General features: G+C 66.5%; 15 protein-coding genes and 1 pseudogene. 9 read left to right on the forward strand and 7 right to left on the reverse strand.

From position 1 onward, the window contains the following. Positions 1-55: 55 nt before the first annotated feature. Positions 56-526, reverse strand: a complete 471-nt coding sequence (locus DMB86_RS10380; RefSeq protein WP_113717686.1) for a pyridoxamine 5'-phosphate oxidase family protein — start codon at positions 524-526, stop codon at positions 56-58. A gap of 392 nt (positions 527-918) precedes the next feature. Continuing rightward, positions 919-1,389 carry a pyridoxamine 5'-phosphate oxidase family protein gene (locus DMB86_RS10385; protein ID WP_113717687.1) on the reverse strand — a complete coding sequence of 157 codons (471 nt, stop codon included), beginning with the start codon at positions 1,387-1,389 and terminating at the stop codon, positions 919-921. Positions 1,390-1,616: 227 nt separating this feature from the next. On the opposite strand from DMB86_RS10385, the gene DMB86_RS10390 reads away from it, so the two are divergent. Next, positions 1,617-2,687, forward strand: coding sequence for a GAF domain-containing protein (locus DMB86_RS10390; RefSeq protein ID WP_171814446.1), 1,071 nt, complete (start codon positions 1,617-1,619; stop codon positions 2,685-2,687). Beyond that, a complete protein-coding gene (locus DMB86_RS10395; protein WP_129545514.1) occupies positions 2,609-3,214 on the forward strand; it encodes a sensor histidine kinase in 606 nt (201 codons plus the stop codon). Before DMB86_RS10390 ends, DMB86_RS10395 begins: the two co-directional genes overlap by 79 nt. 55 nt (positions 3,215-3,269) lie before the next feature. Here the strand turns inward: DMB86_RS10395 and DMB86_RS10400 are convergent, their stop codons facing one another. Next, positions 3,270-3,932, reverse strand: a complete 663-nt coding sequence (locus DMB86_RS10400; RefSeq protein WP_113719476.1) for a response regulator — start codon at positions 3,930-3,932, stop codon at positions 3,270-3,272. 157 nt (positions 3,933-4,089) lie between these two features. Beyond that, positions 4,090-4,416, reverse strand: coding sequence for a DUF3040 domain-containing protein (locus tag DMB86_RS10405; protein ID WP_113717690.1), 327 nt, complete (start codon positions 4,414-4,416; stop codon positions 4,090-4,092). Positions 4,417-4,675: 259 nt separating this feature from the next. Here DMB86_RS10405 and DMB86_RS10410 point away from each other — a divergent pair, with 259 nt between their 5' ends. After that, a complete protein-coding gene (locus DMB86_RS10410) occupies positions 4,676-4,912 on the forward strand; it encodes a pyridoxamine 5'-phosphate oxidase family protein (protein ID WP_236783330.1) in 237 nt (78 codons plus the stop codon). A 147-nt stretch (positions 4,913-5,059) separates the two neighbouring features. Here DMB86_RS10410 and DMB86_RS21025 read toward each other — a convergent pair. Next, positions 5,060-5,326, reverse strand: a pseudogene (locus DMB86_RS21025) (AarF/UbiB family protein); the annotation flags it as partial. A 205-nt stretch (positions 5,327-5,531) separates the two neighbouring features. Here DMB86_RS21025 and DMB86_RS10415 point away from each other — a divergent pair. The 6 genes from DMB86_RS10415 (at position 5,532) to DMB86_RS10440 (ending at position 14,106) form a co-directional block, all read left to right on the forward strand. Beyond that, positions 5,532-5,918 (forward strand): universal stress protein, encoded by a 387-nt coding sequence (locus tag DMB86_RS10415; protein WP_113717691.1) that lies wholly within the window; start codon positions 5,532-5,534, stop codon positions 5,916-5,918. Positions 5,919-6,011: 93 nt separating this feature from the next. Beyond that, positions 6,012-9,725, forward strand: coding sequence for a nitrate reductase subunit alpha (locus DMB86_RS10420; protein ID WP_227878305.1), 3,714 nt, complete (start codon positions 6,012-6,014; stop codon positions 9,723-9,725). Then, complete coding sequence (gene narH, locus DMB86_RS10425; RefSeq protein ID WP_113717692.1) at positions 9,725-11,455, forward strand: nitrate reductase subunit beta; 1,731 nt, start codon at positions 9,725-9,727, stop codon at positions 11,453-11,455. Before DMB86_RS10420 ends, narH begins: the two co-directional genes overlap by 1 nt. Then, positions 11,452-12,072 (forward strand): nitrate reductase molybdenum cofactor assembly chaperone, encoded by a 621-nt coding sequence (narJ, locus tag DMB86_RS10430; protein ID WP_113717693.1) that lies wholly within the window; start codon positions 11,452-11,454, stop codon positions 12,070-12,072. Before narH ends, narJ begins: the two co-directional genes overlap by 4 nt. Positions 12,073-12,074: 2 nt before the next feature. Beyond that, complete coding sequence (gene narI, locus DMB86_RS10435) at positions 12,075-12,821, forward strand: respiratory nitrate reductase subunit gamma (protein ID WP_113717694.1); 747 nt, start codon at positions 12,075-12,077, stop codon at positions 12,819-12,821. 43 nt (positions 12,822-12,864) lie between these two features. Beyond that, positions 12,865-14,106, forward strand: coding sequence for a nitrate/nitrite transporter (locus DMB86_RS10440; RefSeq protein ID WP_113719479.1), 1,242 nt, complete (start codon positions 12,865-12,867; stop codon positions 14,104-14,106). A 17-nt stretch (positions 14,107-14,123) separates the two neighbouring features. Here the strand turns inward: DMB86_RS10440 and arfB are convergent, their stop codons facing one another. Together arfB and DMB86_RS10450 are read right to left on the reverse strand one after the other, a co-directional pair. Continuing rightward, positions 14,124-14,549 (reverse strand): alternative ribosome rescue aminoacyl-tRNA hydrolase ArfB, encoded by a 426-nt coding sequence (arfB, locus tag DMB86_RS10445; RefSeq protein WP_113717695.1) that lies wholly within the window; start codon positions 14,547-14,549, stop codon positions 14,124-14,126. A 301-nt stretch (positions 14,550-14,850) separates the two neighbouring features. Further along, positions 14,851-15,651: an IclR family transcriptional regulator domain-containing protein gene (locus DMB86_RS10450; RefSeq protein ID WP_113719480.1), complete on the reverse strand. Its 801-nt coding sequence runs from the start codon at positions 15,649-15,651 to the stop codon at positions 14,851-14,853. Positions 15,652-15,653: the final 2 nt, after the last annotated feature.

Consider the following 15,653-nt stretch of genomic DNA (forward strand, 5'->3'; position numbering starts at 1 on the left):
GAGCCGCTCCTCGCGTTTGTGCAGGGGGACGACGCGGCTGCGGCCGCGTAGGCGCTTATTCGAGGCCGGCCCGGATTGCTTCATCCAGCGGGATGCGCCAGGTCATGGAGGCGTCCAGGGTGAACCGTCTGCCGGTCACGGTTTCCGGGATGATTCGCACCAGGCGGTCCTTGCCGACCCCCTGCCAGGGAAAGAGCCCTCGGACGGTCTCATTAAGAACCCGCGCGTCGGACGGGGCGACTTCAGCCCGGCCCTTCACGACAACACTCCAGGCGATGCCAAACTCCGCACTCACTGCGTCTGCCTCCATGGCGACTCGTGGATCGGCCCCGACCGCTTCCATTTTGGTGCCTGCTCCGGTGCGGAAGAGCAGTGACTCCCCATCAACCTTGTAGTTCACCGGGAAGACGTCGGGCCTGCCGTCCACGGTCACCGCAAGGCGTCCCACGGATGTTTCGGAAAGGAGCTTCCAGCACTGCTCAGGGGTCAGGATTCCTGCTTCGGGGGCTACGGCCTTATCTCTCATGAACCAGATCCTACGGCGTCGCTTTCAGGGGGAACAGGGCCCAAAGGCCCCAACAAACCGCCCTGCCCGCTGCTCCTGCTCACGACGGCGGGCTGCCGGCGCAGCGAAACTTGGCCGCACCAAAGGACCAGCCAGCTGGCAGACTGGCTGGCCGTGGGCGGCGCGCCGACGGGAACACCTTGCGCAGCTCACAAGCATCCAGGACGGCTGCGGACTGGCGTGATTCGGACCCAGATGCCCTGCACCGCAATCCGGGCCCAACGGCCGTCGATCCTGTGGCTCCCACGGCCACTCCGAGGTCCGCGCCGGCCACGCCCTCAGTAGCCGTCTCCACTGCCCACAGCACGGAAAGGGTTCGCGCCTTGGGGCCGTGGGGCACTCCTGCCGCTGGATTATTCCGGGGAGGACCGCGGCGCGTTGGCTTGCGCGGTCCACCACTCCGCCGGCTGCGTGACCCGGAAGCGGCGTCCGGTCACCGACGTCGGGGTGATCCTGACGAAGTTGTCCTTGGGCCCGGAGTGCCAGGGGAAGAGCCGCAGCGAAAAGCTGTCCAGCAGGTCCTCCGTCGAGGCGAGGAGCTCGGCGGAGCCCTTGACCACCACGCTCCACGCCATGCCGGTGTCAGGGTCCACACCATCGGCTTCGACCGCCACCGGATTTTCGCCCAGCACTGCCGTCAGTTTGGTGCCTACACCCGTGCGAAAGACCAGCGTGCCGTGGTCCACGGTGTAATTGATGGGGAAGATGTCGGGGTGGTCCTTGTCCCACACCGCCAGCCTGCCCACCGATATCCCGCGAAGCAAGGACCAGCATTCATGGACGGGCAGGTCTTCCGTTCGTGCGGCTGCTGGTTTCTGTGTCATGGAGTGAGCCTAGGGCCAGCGAGCCGGTGCCGGTAGGGGACAAGGGCCCTATGCCGTGCATAACGGCTTCAGGGGCGGTGGACTATCCTGACTATCAGGCGGTCAACACCAAGCCATCCGGTGTTTGTTGCGGCCGCGCATGGGGAAGGCACGACATGGGCAAGCCACGGGGAGCCGCCAACGGGCCACAGCCGCCGCACCGCCCCGCCGACCTGTCGGATCAGAGGATGCAGGAGTTGCTTCCGGCAGTACTTTCCATCGCCGAGGAGCTGAGCCTGGATTCATTGCTGCAACGGATCGTGCAGTCGGCCGGTCAACTGGTGGACGCCCGGGACGGCGCCTTGGGCGTCATCGCGGAAGGTGGGGGCCTGAGCCACTTCGTCACTGAGGGAATTGACCCGGAGTTGGCCAGGCTCATCGGCCCCCTGCCCACAGGACACGGCGTCCTCGGCCTGTTGATCCGCGACCCGCGGCCGATCCGGCTCCCCAACCTCCACGACCATCCGGCGTCGTACGGATTTCCCAAGCACCATCCCCCGATGCGCACCTTCCTCGGTGTGCCCATCCGGATCCGGGATGTTGTCTTTGGGAACCTGTACCTGACGGAGAAGCAGGATGGGAAACTGTTCACGGCCGACGACGAGGTGCTGGCCATTGCGCTTGCCGGCGCCGCCGGATTCGCCATCGAGAACGCGAAACTCTTTGCCGAAGCACAGTTGCGGATGCAGTGGCTGGAAGCCGGACGAAAAGTGGCCGTGCGCATGATGGGAGCCGTGCGGGAGGACGAGGGCCCCGGACCTGCCCTTGTGGCCCAGGCGGCCCTCGAAACCTCAGGGGCGGCCCTGGCCCTCATCGTCGGAGGGCCGAACGAGGCGGGTCAGGTGGTTGTCGTCGCAGGATCCGGCGGGACATCGCCGCAATGGATTGGACGGCTGCTGGACCTGGACCGCGACGCAGTGCAAAGCGTCCTGTCGTCGGGCAGTCCTGCTTCCTTTGACACGGCGTTGGACTTGCTTGGCCCTGCCCTTGGTGCCCCGGCCGGACCCGCACTGCTCGCTCGGCTGGGCACCAAGGGCGCGGAGCATGGACTGCTGGTGCTGGTGAGGGGGGACGGCCAGCCCACCTTTTCGTCGCTGGAGCGGGAAATGGCGACCATTTACTGCGCCCAGTCAGCCCTGGCGTTGGAGCTGGCCAAGCACACCGTGACCGTGAGCGGTTGGTGCTGTACGCGGACCGTGACCGCATTGCCCAGGATCTCCACGACGTCGTCATCCAGCGGCTGTTTGCCGCGGGCTTGAATGTCCAGAGCCTGGGCCGCTTCACGACGGATCCGTTGGGCACTGCGCGCATCCGCGCCATAACGGACGAGCTCGACGCCACCATCAAGGAATTGCGCGACACCATCTATGCGCTGCGTACTTCCACTGGTGAAACGGACCTGCTCAGCAGCCGCATCATGACCACCGTGCGCAAGGTGTCCAGGTCACTGTCATTTGCGCCCCGGATCGTCCTCTCCGGGCCCATCGACTCCGAAGTGCCGCCCGACCTGGCCAAACAGCTCATCGCCGTGGTCTCGGAAGGGGTCAGCAATGCTGTCAGGCACGCAAAGGCGGCGGAAATCGACGTTGCTGTCACCGCGGGCGGGGAATGCCTCAGCGTCACGGTCAACGACGACGGCGGCGGAATTGGCAAGCCGTCGACCCGGAGCGGGTTGGCCAACATGGAGGACCGGGCGCTGAAACTCAAGGGCGTCTTTAGCGTGCAAAGCGTCGGCGGGCGTGGAACGAAGTTCTTTTGGTCGGTCCCGTTGACTCCGCCCCCGTGACGATCAGGCGCGTTGCTCCGTTGTCAACACTGCGACCGTGGCCATGGGGAGGAGGCTATTTCCGGGTGATGAACACGGCCGCCTGCGTCCGCCGTTCGAAGCCCAACTTGGCCAGCAGGGAGGACACATAGTTCTTCACCGTCTTTTCGGCAAGAAAGAGTTCATCGCCGATTTGCCGGTTGGTCATGCCCTGGCCGATCAGGGCCAGAACTTTGCGCTCCTGGGCCGTGAGCGCGGCAACGCGGGGCTCCAAGGGCACGGGATCGGCGAGACCGTCGATGATCTTGCGCTTGAGGTCGACGTCGAACAGTGATTCGCCGCGGGCGGCGAGCTTGATGGCAGTCAACAGGTCCGTGCCGCCAATTTCCTTCAGGACATAGCCTGCCGCTCCCGCCAGTACGGCTCCGCGGAGGGCGTGCTCGTCGTCGTAGCTTGTCAGGATCAGGCACGTGAGGGTCGGGTCAACGGAGCGCACGTCCCGGCACACTTCAATCCCGGTTCCGTCAGGCAGCCTGGCGTCCAGGACCGAGACGTCGGGGCGCAGCGCCGGGATCAGGCGCGCCGCCTCCATCGCGGAGCCTGAAGAACCAACCACGGTGAAGCCATGGCCCTCCAAGAGTTCCTGCAGGCCCAGCCTGACCAGTTCGTGGTCGTCGAGTATGAACACCCGGATGGCTGGTGGCGTGGCGGCACGCTCAGCTGGTGGAGTCGTGTCCATCATTGTGCGTTAATTCCTTTGCTTGAGGCCGGGGCCGTTTCCTGGGATCCCGGGATGCCACCTTTGCCAGGTGGCTGGCGGTCCCGGCGCGCCCGGGAGGACCATTCTCCGGCAGTGCCGGCTGGATGGACAAGGAGAGGCAGGTCGTCGCGGGTGGTCATTGTTCCGACGCGGAGCGCGAGTCGTCTCGATTCCCGGGCGGCCTGAGCCGAACGCCGAACCGGGCACGCGGGGGAGTTGCAAGGTAGGCGCCCGCGGTCATCGTTGCGAATGCCAGGGCTCCCACGGGGACCGACCTGAGCACCAGGGCCAAGCACATCAAGCCGATGCCCAGGCCCAGGCCGGCGGTGCCCAGCACCACATGGCGGAGTGCATGGCCCAGCCTTCCGTTGCCGCCTAGGGTCCGTGCCAGCCGGGGGCTGCCGGCCCGCAAGTCATCTTCGAGTTCTTGCAGTACGCGCAATTCGTGTTCAGACAGTTCCATGACGTCTCCTTCAGCTTTTCCGGGACTGATGGCCAGGAGGTGGCAACGACCACGGCGGCCCCGGAGTTCGGGGTCCTGCCATCCATACCGCTTTTCACGGGGCCTGCCTCCTGGTTCGCGCGCGCCTGATTATGGTGCATTTCCATTTTCGCCCCGCGTGCACCCGTTTGCCATGGTCCAAAGGCCCCATTCCGAGCCGAGCCTTCGCCCCTTCGGGCGGTGGCCGGTGGGCCGACGTCCCGGCACCAAGTTGGCGGCATTGACCATCAATGCCGTGGTCGCGTTCGAGGCCGATAAGATCAAGGACGGCGCGGCATGGAGTGTGGTGGCCAAGGGCACGGCCAGGGTGCTGGAGTCCCAGTCCGAGATCGATGCCGCCGACCTTCTCCCGTTGGACCCCTGGACCCCGACGCCGAAGTCGGCCTATGTGGAGATCACCCCCGTCTCGGTGGCCGGCCGCCGGTCCGTGCTGGGTGCCGAGCCCGAACGCTACTGACGGCTGCCCTTCGGCCCGTGGCGGGCCGTCCTGGCCAGCTACCCGCCCATGGCCCCTGACAGCCCTGTCAGACCACCATCTTCGCGAGCATGGCGATTTCATGCCAAAATCAATCAGACCGATGCGTCCGTCGGCCTCGAGGAACTGGTTCCCGGGGTGGGGGGCGGCGTGGAAGAACCCAGCTTCGAAGATCATCGTGGCCGCGGCACGGGCGGCCCGTTTGGCCAGGGTCTCCCGGTCAACGGACGGCAGCGCCGCAACCAGCGCATCATCGATCCTCAGCCCGTGGACTCTTTCCATCGTCAACGCCCGGGCGGTGGTTGATTCCCAGAAGATTTTGGGAATGTGGATTCCGGGGTCATTGGCAAATTGTGGACAAACCGTTCTGCGTTGCGCCCTCCGCCAGGTAGTCAAGTTCCGCGCGTAGGGTTACCGCGACGATGGCTGTGGCGGTCCCGGGCGGTCCCCGCCTGCAAGGCGGGAGGGCACCATTCAGGGGTCCAAGAGGGGCCCTTGGACCCTAGTCGCCGGCCGGAACCCACGCCACCATGGAGCTCAGGCGGACCAGCGCTGGTCCGACCAGCGAGATACGGAACGGCGAGAGACGAGGGAACACCGAATGACAAAAGACACGGGAACCGGACCCGTGGTGGTCGGCGTTGACGGGTCGCCAGCCTCCATTGCGGGCCTGCAGGCGGCGGCACGCATCGCCACCGCGACAGGCGCGCGCGTGGACGCAGTGGCCTGCTGGAGCGTGCCCACGGCCCTCGCCGTGTCCTATGCCCTGGGCACCGTGGAACGTGAAGATGGCGCCGCGCAACTCCTCAACGAAACCGTCACGAAGGCCCTTGGGACGCCGACGCCCGGGAACGTTTCGGCACGGCTGGTCCAAGGACATCCGCCGCAGGCCCTGCTGGACGCCAGTGAAGGTGCGGACATGCTGGTGGTGGGGCGTCGCGGACGTGGTGGTTTCTCCGGGCTCCTGCTGGGGACGGCCAGATCTTGAAAACCGGAACGCGCACGCAGGAATTGGCGTACCCATTTGTTGACTATTTCGCGCATCCTAGCAATGTGTTTCCGGCAACCATAGGGTGGGGCCATGACTGCTGAACCATTTGTCGCCGGGCTGGACGGGCCGGCGTCGGACGCGATGTTGAAACTGGGGCGCTTCTTCACCAGGTGGGACCAGACGGACGATTCCCGCGCCGTCTTCCGCGAGGGCGGGCGCAAGGGGGACATCTTTTACCGGGACCGGTGGAGCCACGACAAGGTGGTGCGGTCCACGCACGGGGTGAACTGTACCGGGTCCTGTTCATGGAAGGTCTACGTCAAGGACGGGATCATCACCTGGGAATCCCAGCAGACGGACTACCCGTCCGTGGGGGCGGACAGCCCGGAGTATGAGCCCCGCGGCTGCCCCCGCGGCGCGGCGTTCTCCTGGTACACGTATTCGCCCACCCGGGTGCGTTTCCCGTACGCCCGCGGCGTGCTGTTGGACATGTACCGCGAGGCCAAATCGCGGTTGAAGGACCCGGTTTTGGCCTTCGCGGAAGTGGCCGGCGACCCGGAGAAGCGCCGCAGCTACCAAAACGCCCGCGGCAAGGGCGGCCTGGTCCGCACCACTTGGGCCGAGGCTCTGGAGATTGCGGCGGCAGCCCATGTGAACACCATCAAGACGTACGGCCCGGACCGGGTGTCCGGCTTCTCGCCCATCCCAGCCATGTCCATGGTCAGCCACACCATCGGCACGCGCTTTGTCCAGCTCATCGGCGGCGTCATGACATCCTTCTATGACTGGTACGCGGACCTCCCCGTCGCCAGCCCGCAGGTGTTCGGCGACCAGACCGACGTCCCCGAATCCGGCGACTGGTGGGACGCCACCTACCTCATGATGTGGGGTTCCAACGTCCCCGTCACCCGCACCCCCGACGCCCACTGGATGACCGAAGTCCGGTACCGGGGCACGAAGGTCATCGCCATCAGCCCCGACTACGCGGACAACACCAAGTTCGCTGACGAATGGCTGCCCGCCCAGGCCGGCACCGACGCGGCGCTCGCCATGGGTATGGGACATGTCACGCTGAAGGAGTTCTTCGTGGACCGGCAGGTGCCGTTCTTCCAGGACTACGTGCGCCGGTTCACCGACCTGCCCTTCCTGGTCCGGCTGGAAAAGCGCGACGATGGGACCTGCAGTGCCGGCAAGTTCCTGACAGCGGCGGACCTTCCCGCACTCGCCGGCACGGAGGATGCCGCGTTCCGGACCATGATGTTCGACAAGGCAGCGGGTCAGGCCGTGGTGCCCAACGGCACGCTCGGGGACCGGTATTCAAAGTCGGGAGTGGGCAAGTGGAACCTGGACCTTGAAGGCATCGACCCGGCGCTGAGTCTGCGGGAGGTTTCCTCCGAGGCTGCGGAAATCCTGATGCCGTGCTTTGAGGATCCAGAGGGCGTCGGTTCGGTGCTCCGGCGCGGCGTGCCCACGGCCATGGTGGACGGCCACCTGGTGACCACCGTCTTTGACTTGATGCTGGCCCAGTACGGCGTGGGCCGCGACGGCCTGCCCGGCGACTGGGCGGCGGACTACAACGATGCTTCCACGCCCTACACTCCCGCCTGGCAGGAAGAGATCACCTCCGTCCCCGCCGAAGCCTGCATCCGCGTGGCCCGCGAATTTGCCCGCAACGCCGAGCAGTCCAAGGGCCGGTCCATGATCATCATGGGCGCGGGCATCTGCCAGTGGTTCCACGGCGACACCACCTACCGCGCCGTGCTGGCCATGGTCATGCTGACCGGGTGCATGGGCCGCAACGGGGGCGGCTGGGCGCACTACGTGGGACAGGAAAAGACCCGCCCGCTCACCGGATGGGTTTCGCTGGCCAACGCACTGGACTGGTCGCGGCCGCCGCGGACCATGATCGGCACCGGCTACTGGTACATGCACACCGACCAGTGGCGCCAGGACGGCTATTCCGCCGACGCCCTCAAGTCCCCGCTGTCCACCGGCAGCCTGGACGGGCTGCACACGGCCGACGCGCTGGCGCAGTCGGCGCGCCTGGGCTGGATGCCGTTCTACCCATTCTTTGACCGGAACCCGCTGGACATCGCCGACGACGCCGCGGCCGCCGTCGCCGCCGGAGAGGCGCCGGACGAGAAAACCTGGGTGGCCCGGTCCCTGAAGAACCGGACCCTGAACCCGGCCATCGAGGACATCGACGCCCCGGAAAACTGGCCGCGCACGCTCATCCTGTGGCGCTCCAACCTTTTCGGCTCCTCCGCCAAGGGCAACGAGTATTTCCTGCGCAACCTGCTCGGCACCCACAACAACGTCATGGGCCAGGACAACGAGGAGTCGCTGAAGCCCGTGGACGTGAAGTGGCATGAGACGGGGCCCGAGGGCAAGCTGGACTTCCTGATGTCCGCGGACTTCCGCATGACCAGCACCACCCTGCTCTCCGACGTCGTTTTCCCGGCCGCCACCTGGTACGAGAAGCACGACCTGTCCTCGACGGACATGCACCCGTTTGTGCACGCCTTCACCCCGGCCATCGACCCGCCCTGGGAAACCAAGACGGACTTTGAAATGTTTTCCTTGCTGGCCGAGGAATTCTCGCGCCAAGCCGCCGCCCACCTGGGCACCCGCAGGGACCTGGTGACCGTGCCGATGATCCATGACACCGTGGGCCAGATCGCCCAGCCCGGCGGCGTGGTCCGGGACTGGCGCCAGGACGGGATAGACGGCGTCCCAGGGCAGAACATGCCCAACTTCACCGTCGTCGAGCGGGACTACACCGCCATCGCCCACAAGCTGGCCGCCGTCGGGCCCTTGGCTGACACGCTCGGCTTCACGGTCAAGGACGTCAATTACAAGCTGGCTGCGGCGCTGGACTCCCTGGCCAAGGCCAACGGCGTCATGATGGGCGGTTTTGCCCACGGCCGGCCCGCCATCGACACCGATGCAAAGATGGCCGAGGCCATCCTGACGTTGTCGGGGACCTGCAACGGACAGCTGGCGGTGGCCGGGTTTAAGGAACTGGAGAAGCGCACCGGCGTCAAGCTCGTGGACCTGGCGGAGGGCTCGGAGGAAAAACACATCACCTTCGCCATGACGCAGGCCGGGCCGGTGCCCGTCATCACGTCCCCGGAATGGTCCGGCTCGGAAACCGGCGGCAGGCGGTACTCGCCGTTCACGCAGAACATTGAGCGGCTCAAGCCGTTCCACACGCTGACGGGGCGCATGCACTTCTTCCTGGACCACGACTGGATGATCGACATCGGCGAGGCGCTGCCCATCTACCGACCGCCGCTGGACATGCACCGGCTGTTCGGCGAACCGAAGATCGGACCCAACGGCGAAAAGGAGGTGGTGGTCCGCTACCTGACGCCGCACTCGAAGTGGTCCATCCACTCCGAATACCAGGACAACCTGCTCATGCTTTCCCTCTCGCGCGGCGGGCCCACGGTCTGGATGAGCCCGCAGGACGCCGGCTCCATCAAGGTCGCCGACAACGACTGGGTGGAATGCGTGAACATGAACGGGGTGTTTGTGGCCCGCGCCGTGGTCAGCCACCGCATGCCCGAGGGCGTGGTGTACGTCTACCACGCGCAGGAGCGCACCATCGACGTGCCGAAGTCCGAGGCCACCGGGCGCCGCGGCGGCATCCACAACTCGCTCACGCGCCTGCTCGTCAAGCCGTCGCACCTGATCGGCGCCTACGGGCAGCTGACGTACGCGTTCAATTACCTTGGCCCCACGGGAAACCAGCGGGACAACATTTCCACCATCCGCCGTCGTTCCCAGGAGGTGCAGTACTAATGCGAGTTATGGCCCAGATGGGCATGGTCATGAACCTGGACAAGTGCATTGGCTGCCACACCTGCTCCGTCACCTGCAAGCAGGCATGGACCAACCGGGCGGGGGTGGAATACGTCTGGTTCAACAACGTGGAAACCCGCCCCGGCCAGGGCTATCCGCGCCGGTACGAGGACCAGGAGAGGTGGAAGGGCGGCTGGGAGCTCAACAAGCGCGGCCGGCTCAAGCTCAAGGCCGGCGGCCGCGTGAAGAAGCTGTTCGGCCTCTTCGCCAACCCGGTCCAGCCGGAATTGAAGGACTACTACGAGCCTTGGACCTACGACTACAAGACGTTGGTGGATGCCCCGCTCGGCGACGACTTCCCCGTGGCGCGGCCCAAGAGCCTGATCACCGGCAAGGACACGAAGATCACTTGGAGCGCCAACTGGGACGACGACCTCGGCGGCACCACGGAGATGGGACACCTGGACCCGATGGTGGAGAAGGTCCGGCGCGAGTCCGAGGACAAGATCAAGCTGGAGTATGAGCAGACGTTCATGTTCTACCTGCCGCGCATTTGCGAGCACTGCCTGAACCCGTCCTGCATGGCCTCCTGCCCCTCCGGCGCCATCTACAAGCGCGTGGAGGACGGCATTGTGCTGGTGGACCAGGACAAGTGCCGCGGCTGGCGCCAGTGCATGACGGGCTGCCCGTACAAGAAGATCTACTTCAACCACAAGACCGGCAAGGCCGAAAAGTGCACCTTCTGCTATCCGCGCATCGAGGTGGGCCTGCCCACCGTGTGTTCGGAAACGTGTGTGGGCCGGCTGCGCTACCTGGGCCTGTTCCTGTACGACGCCGACGCCGTCACCGCCGCTGCCTCCGTCACCGACCCGCAGGACCTGTACCAGGCGCAGATGGATGTCCTGCTGGATCCGAATGACCCCGCCGTGGTTGCCGCCGCCCGCGAACAGGGCATCGCCGAAGACTGGATCGACGCCGCGCAAAAGTCACCTGTCTATGCGCTGACCAAGGTGTACAACCTGGCCCTGCCACTGCACCCGGAATACCGCACGATGCCCATGGTCTGGTACATCCCGCCGCTCTCGCCGGTGGTGGACCTGCTCCGCGACCAGGGGCACGACGCCGAAGACCGGGACGTCCTGTTCGGCGCCATCGACGCGCTGCGCATTCCGGTGGAGTACCTGGCCGAGCTGTTCACAGCCGGGGACGTTGACCGGGTGACCCTGGTGCTGCGGAAGCTGGCGGCCATGCGGGCCTACATGCGGGGCATTTCGCTGGGCAACGAGCCCGACGAGTCCATTCCCGCTTCCGTGGGCATGGACGGGGCGACGATGTACGAGATGTACCGGCTGATGGCCATCGCCAAGTACAGCGAACGCTACGTGATTCCCAAGGCCCACGCCGAGCAGGCCCACGACCTGGAGGAAATGGGCTGTTCCCTCGACTTCGACGGCGGACCCGGCATGGGTGCCATGGGCAACTCCCCGTTCGGCGAGGCCAGCGGCCGCCCCACCCCGGTGGCCGTGGAAACCTTCCACGCCCTGCAGGACCGGCAGACCTCCGACTCCATTGCCGGCAGCGACACCCTGCGCGGCCGCGTGAACCTGCTCAACTGGGACGGCAACGGAGCGCCCCAGGGCCTGTTTCCGCAGCGGCATCCCACCGAGCCGCCCGAGGAGACTTCACTCGACGCGCCCTTCGACGCCGCCGACGGCGGGGGGCGTCCATGAGCCGCAGGGACCAGGTGACGTTCCTGTCCGCAGCCTGGTGCCTGTCCTACCCGGACATGGAGCTGGTGGACAGGGTCCCCCTGATGCGGGCCGCCCTGGGTGAGTTCCCGGGCGCGGCCGAACCGTTCGCCGCAGTGCTTTCCCTGCTGGCGGACACGGACCTGATGAGCGTCCAGGCCCAGTACGTGCAGGAGTTTGACCTGGGCAAGCGCCACGCCCTGCACCTGTCGTACTGGACCGACGGGGACACCCGCCGCCGCGGCGAAGTGCTTGGCGCGTTCAAAAAGGTGTACCGGGGCAGCGACATCCTGGTAGACACCCACGGCGAGCTGCCGGACTACCTGCCGATGGTGTTGGAGTTCGCGGCCACGGTGGACCTGCCGGCCGGCAAGGAGCTGCTCCAGCGCTACCGGCCCAGCCTGGAACTGATCAAGTTCGGGCTCCGGCGCGACGGCCTGCCCCACGAAGCCATCGTCCAGGCCGTCTGCGACGCGCTGCCCGGCGCGTCGCCGGCGGACGAACAAGCCGTGATGCGCATGGCGGGCTACGGGCCGCCAGTGGAATCCGTCGGGCTGGATCCCTACGACCCGCGCCTGCTGCCGATGAAAGGGGCCTGAAAGTGAACATCCTCCTGTGGGGCGTCCTGCCGTACGTCATGTTCGTGGTGCTGGTTGGGGGGCTCATCTGGCGTTACAGGTACGACCAGTTCGGCTGGACCACGCGGTCGTCGCAGCTTTATGAATCCAGGCTCCTGCGCATCGGCTCCCCGATTTTCCACTTTGGCCTGCTGGCGGTGATTGCCGGGCACTTCTTCGGCCTGGTCATCCCCAAGTCCTGGACCCAAGCGCTGGGCATGAGCGAGGGGCTGTACCATTTCAATGCCCTCCTGGTCGGCAGCATTGCCGGCGTGGGAACGCTGGGGGGCATCATCATCCTCATTTACCGCCGGCGCAAGACCGGGCCGGTGTTCATGGCCACGACCAACAACGACAAGCTCATGTATGTGGTGCTCGTGGCGGCCATCATCTTTGGGCTCTGGACCACGGTGGCCAGCGTGTTCTCCAACGACCACGGCATCACCTACCGGGAAACCGTCTCGCCCTGGTTCCGCTCGCTGTTCATCCTCCAGCCTGACATCACCTCGATGGCGGCCGCGCCCCTGGCTTTTCACATCCACACGCTGGTGGGCATGGTGCTGTTCACCATCTGGCCGTTCACGCGGCTGGTCCATGCCTTTACGGCACCGCTGCACTACCTGTTCCGCCCCTACATCGTCTACCGGTCGCGGGACAAGGGCGCCAGCGTCGCTCCGCGCAGCGGCTGGTCCGAGGTGGGCACGCACGACCGCGACACCCGGCAACGATAGACAGACGCACGTAACCCCAGGCGCGCACATTGAGGGAGTGACCATGCCGCAGACCAAGCCAACAACGCACGTTGTCCAGCCGCCACTGAAGGGCCAGGCGCTTAATCTGGCCCTCGCCACGGCCGCCTCCGTGGTGGGGTTTTGGGCCTGGAACGTCGTCGCCACCCTGAGCACCCACTATGCCAAGGCCATGGAGCTGTCAGCGGGGACCATGGGCATCCTGGTGGCCATGCCCATCTTTGTCGGTTCGCTGGGCCGCGTGGTGATCGGCCCCATGACGGACCGGTTCGGCGGCCGGGCGTTGTTCACCTTGGTGCTGGTCGCAAGCATCCCCCCGGTTTTGCTGGTCGCCCTCGGCGGAACCCTGAATTCGTTTGTCCTGGTGTTGGTGGCGGGCTTCCTGCTGGGTGTGGCAGGCACGGTTTTTGCCGTCGGCATTCCGTTTGTCAGTGCCTGGTACCCGCCGGCGCGCCGCGGGTTTGCCACCGGCGTTTTCGGGGCCGGCATGGTCGGCACTGCCTTGGCCGCGTTCCTCAACCCCCGCCTGGTGAAGTGGATCGGCTACGCGCCCACCCACTTCCTGCTGGCCGGGGTGCTGGCCGTGATGGCGGTGGTGGTCTGGTGCTTCATGAAGAACGCCCCGGACTGGCGGCCCAGCCAGGAGCCGGTGCTCCCCGAGATGCTGGATGCGGCCAAGCTGGCCGTGACCTGGAAGATGTGTTTCCTGTACGCGGTGGTGTTCGGCGGTTTCGTCTCGTTTGCCACCTACCTGCCGACCTACCTGCGCGACGTCTACGCGTTTGATCCCAGCGCCGCGGGGGCACGAACGGCCGGCTTTGCCGTGGCTGCGGTGATCGCCCGGCCCATCGGCGGGGTGCTGGCTGACAAGATCGGTGCCAAGCCGGTCGTGCTGCTTTCCCTGGCGGGCGTGGCCGTCCTCGGCTGGCTGGTGGCACTTCAGCCGGCTGCGGACGTGCAGTCCGGACCGGTTTTTCTGGCCCTGGCCGCCTCGCTGGGTCTGGGCACGGGCGGCGTCTTCGCCTGGGTCGGTGCACTGTCCCCGGCGGGGAAGGTGGGCAGCGTCAGCGGGATCGTGAGTGCAGCTGGCGGACTGGGCGGATATTTCCCGCCGCTGATCATGGGCTGGACGTACAACCCCGACGCGACGCATTACAAGTACGCCATAGGACTGTCGCTGCTGGTCGCCACCGCCCTCATTGCCCTCGTCGTCACCCTCGCGTTCGTCAGGACGACCGCGCGGCAGCCCGCCGCGCGTTCGCAATAGGGCGCTACCTCGGAATGCTACAAGTCGCCGGACGGCCGCCTGCGCAGTTGTTTTGTTGCCGCCCGCTGCACCTTTGCGGCCTGGTGGCGCCGCTTCGAACTTCTCGTGGGCTTCGTGGTCCGGCGGTCGGGTGCCTCGGGGGCAAGCGCCGCCGCGACCAGTTCGCCGAGTTTGTGCAACGCAGTTTCCCGGTTGCGCAGCTGGGAACGCTGCTCTGACGCGGTCACGGTGACCACTCCGGCCACGAGGCGCCGTCCGAGCCGGGCTGCCAGCATGGTCCTCTGGTCATCGGAGAGAACGGCGGAGCCGGCGACGTTCCAGAAGAGTTCGACGCGGCTGTCCGAGGTGTTCACGTGCTGCCCCCCGGGCCCGGACGAACGCGAGAACCTCCAGCCCAGCTCCGACGACGGGATGGTCAGCGCAGGCGATACCTCCAGATCCATGCTCCAAGTCTTGCACGACGGGCCTGGGCCGTGCGTCGTATTGGGACGGCAGCACCCTCCCGCGGAATGCCGCAGGTCAGCAGTACGGCTCCGCCTGGCAAACGACAGTTGAACAGCAGGTCCCCGCGCCGGATCTTGGCCCACAGCCACAGGGCCGCGTTGCCGCGCGTTGGAAGGCGTGCCTCCATTTGTCGGAGCATCCAGGCGTACGCGTCCTCGTATCCAGGTTCCGCGAGGGATGCATCGGGAACGAGCCTCCCCGTGGCCAGGAGTTCATCAAACGCGGCTGCAGGGCCGCCCGCTACTTCCCGGCGGCGACGTCGGCGGAGATCAGTGCCGCCGTGCGCAGCAGCTGCTCGCGCACCTGCGCCAGGGAAGCGGCGGGATCGGGCTGTGCGTAGACGCCCTGTGCCTGGAGTGAGACGTTGATGGCGGCAACGACGTGCCCGCCGGCATCGCGCACGGGAGCGGCCATGGACATCAGGCCGATCTCCAGTTCCTGGTCCAGCAGGCACCAGCCCTGCTCCCGCACGCCGGCCAGGACCGCGCGCAGCTCCGGCTCTGAGGCTACGGCCTTGGGTGTCATGGGCGTGACCGTGTGCGCGGCGAAATAGTCCTCCAGCGCCACCGCCGGCAGGCCGGCCAGCAGCACCCTTCCCATGGAGGTAGCATGGGCGGGAAAGCGGGTGCCCACGGTGATGCCCACGCTCATGATGCGCCGGGCGGCGACCCTCGCCACATAGCTGATGTCGCCGCCGTCGAGCACGGCCGCCGACGTCGATTCCCCCAGCAGCGCCGAAAGGACCTGCAGGTGGGGTTCGGCCAGCTGGGGCAGGGACAGCGCGGACAGGTAGGAATAGCCCAGCTGCAGCACCGACGGGGTGAGGGAGAAGACCTTGCCGTCGGTGCGGACATAGCCGAGCTCCACCAGGGTGTGCAGGAAGCGCCGGGATGTGGCCCGGGTGAGGTCCGTGCGCCGGGCCACCTCCGTCAGCGTCATGACGGGGTGGTCGGCGTCAAACGCCCTGATGACGGACAGGCCGCGGGCCAGCGACTGCACGTATTGGTCGCCGGCCGCGGGCGGGGCGGTCTGTGCTTCGATCA

The organism is Arthrobacter dokdonellae, assembly GCF_003268655.1.
Taxonomy (GTDB): Bacteria; Actinomycetota; Actinomycetes; order Actinomycetales; family Micrococcaceae; genus Specibacter; species Specibacter dokdonellae.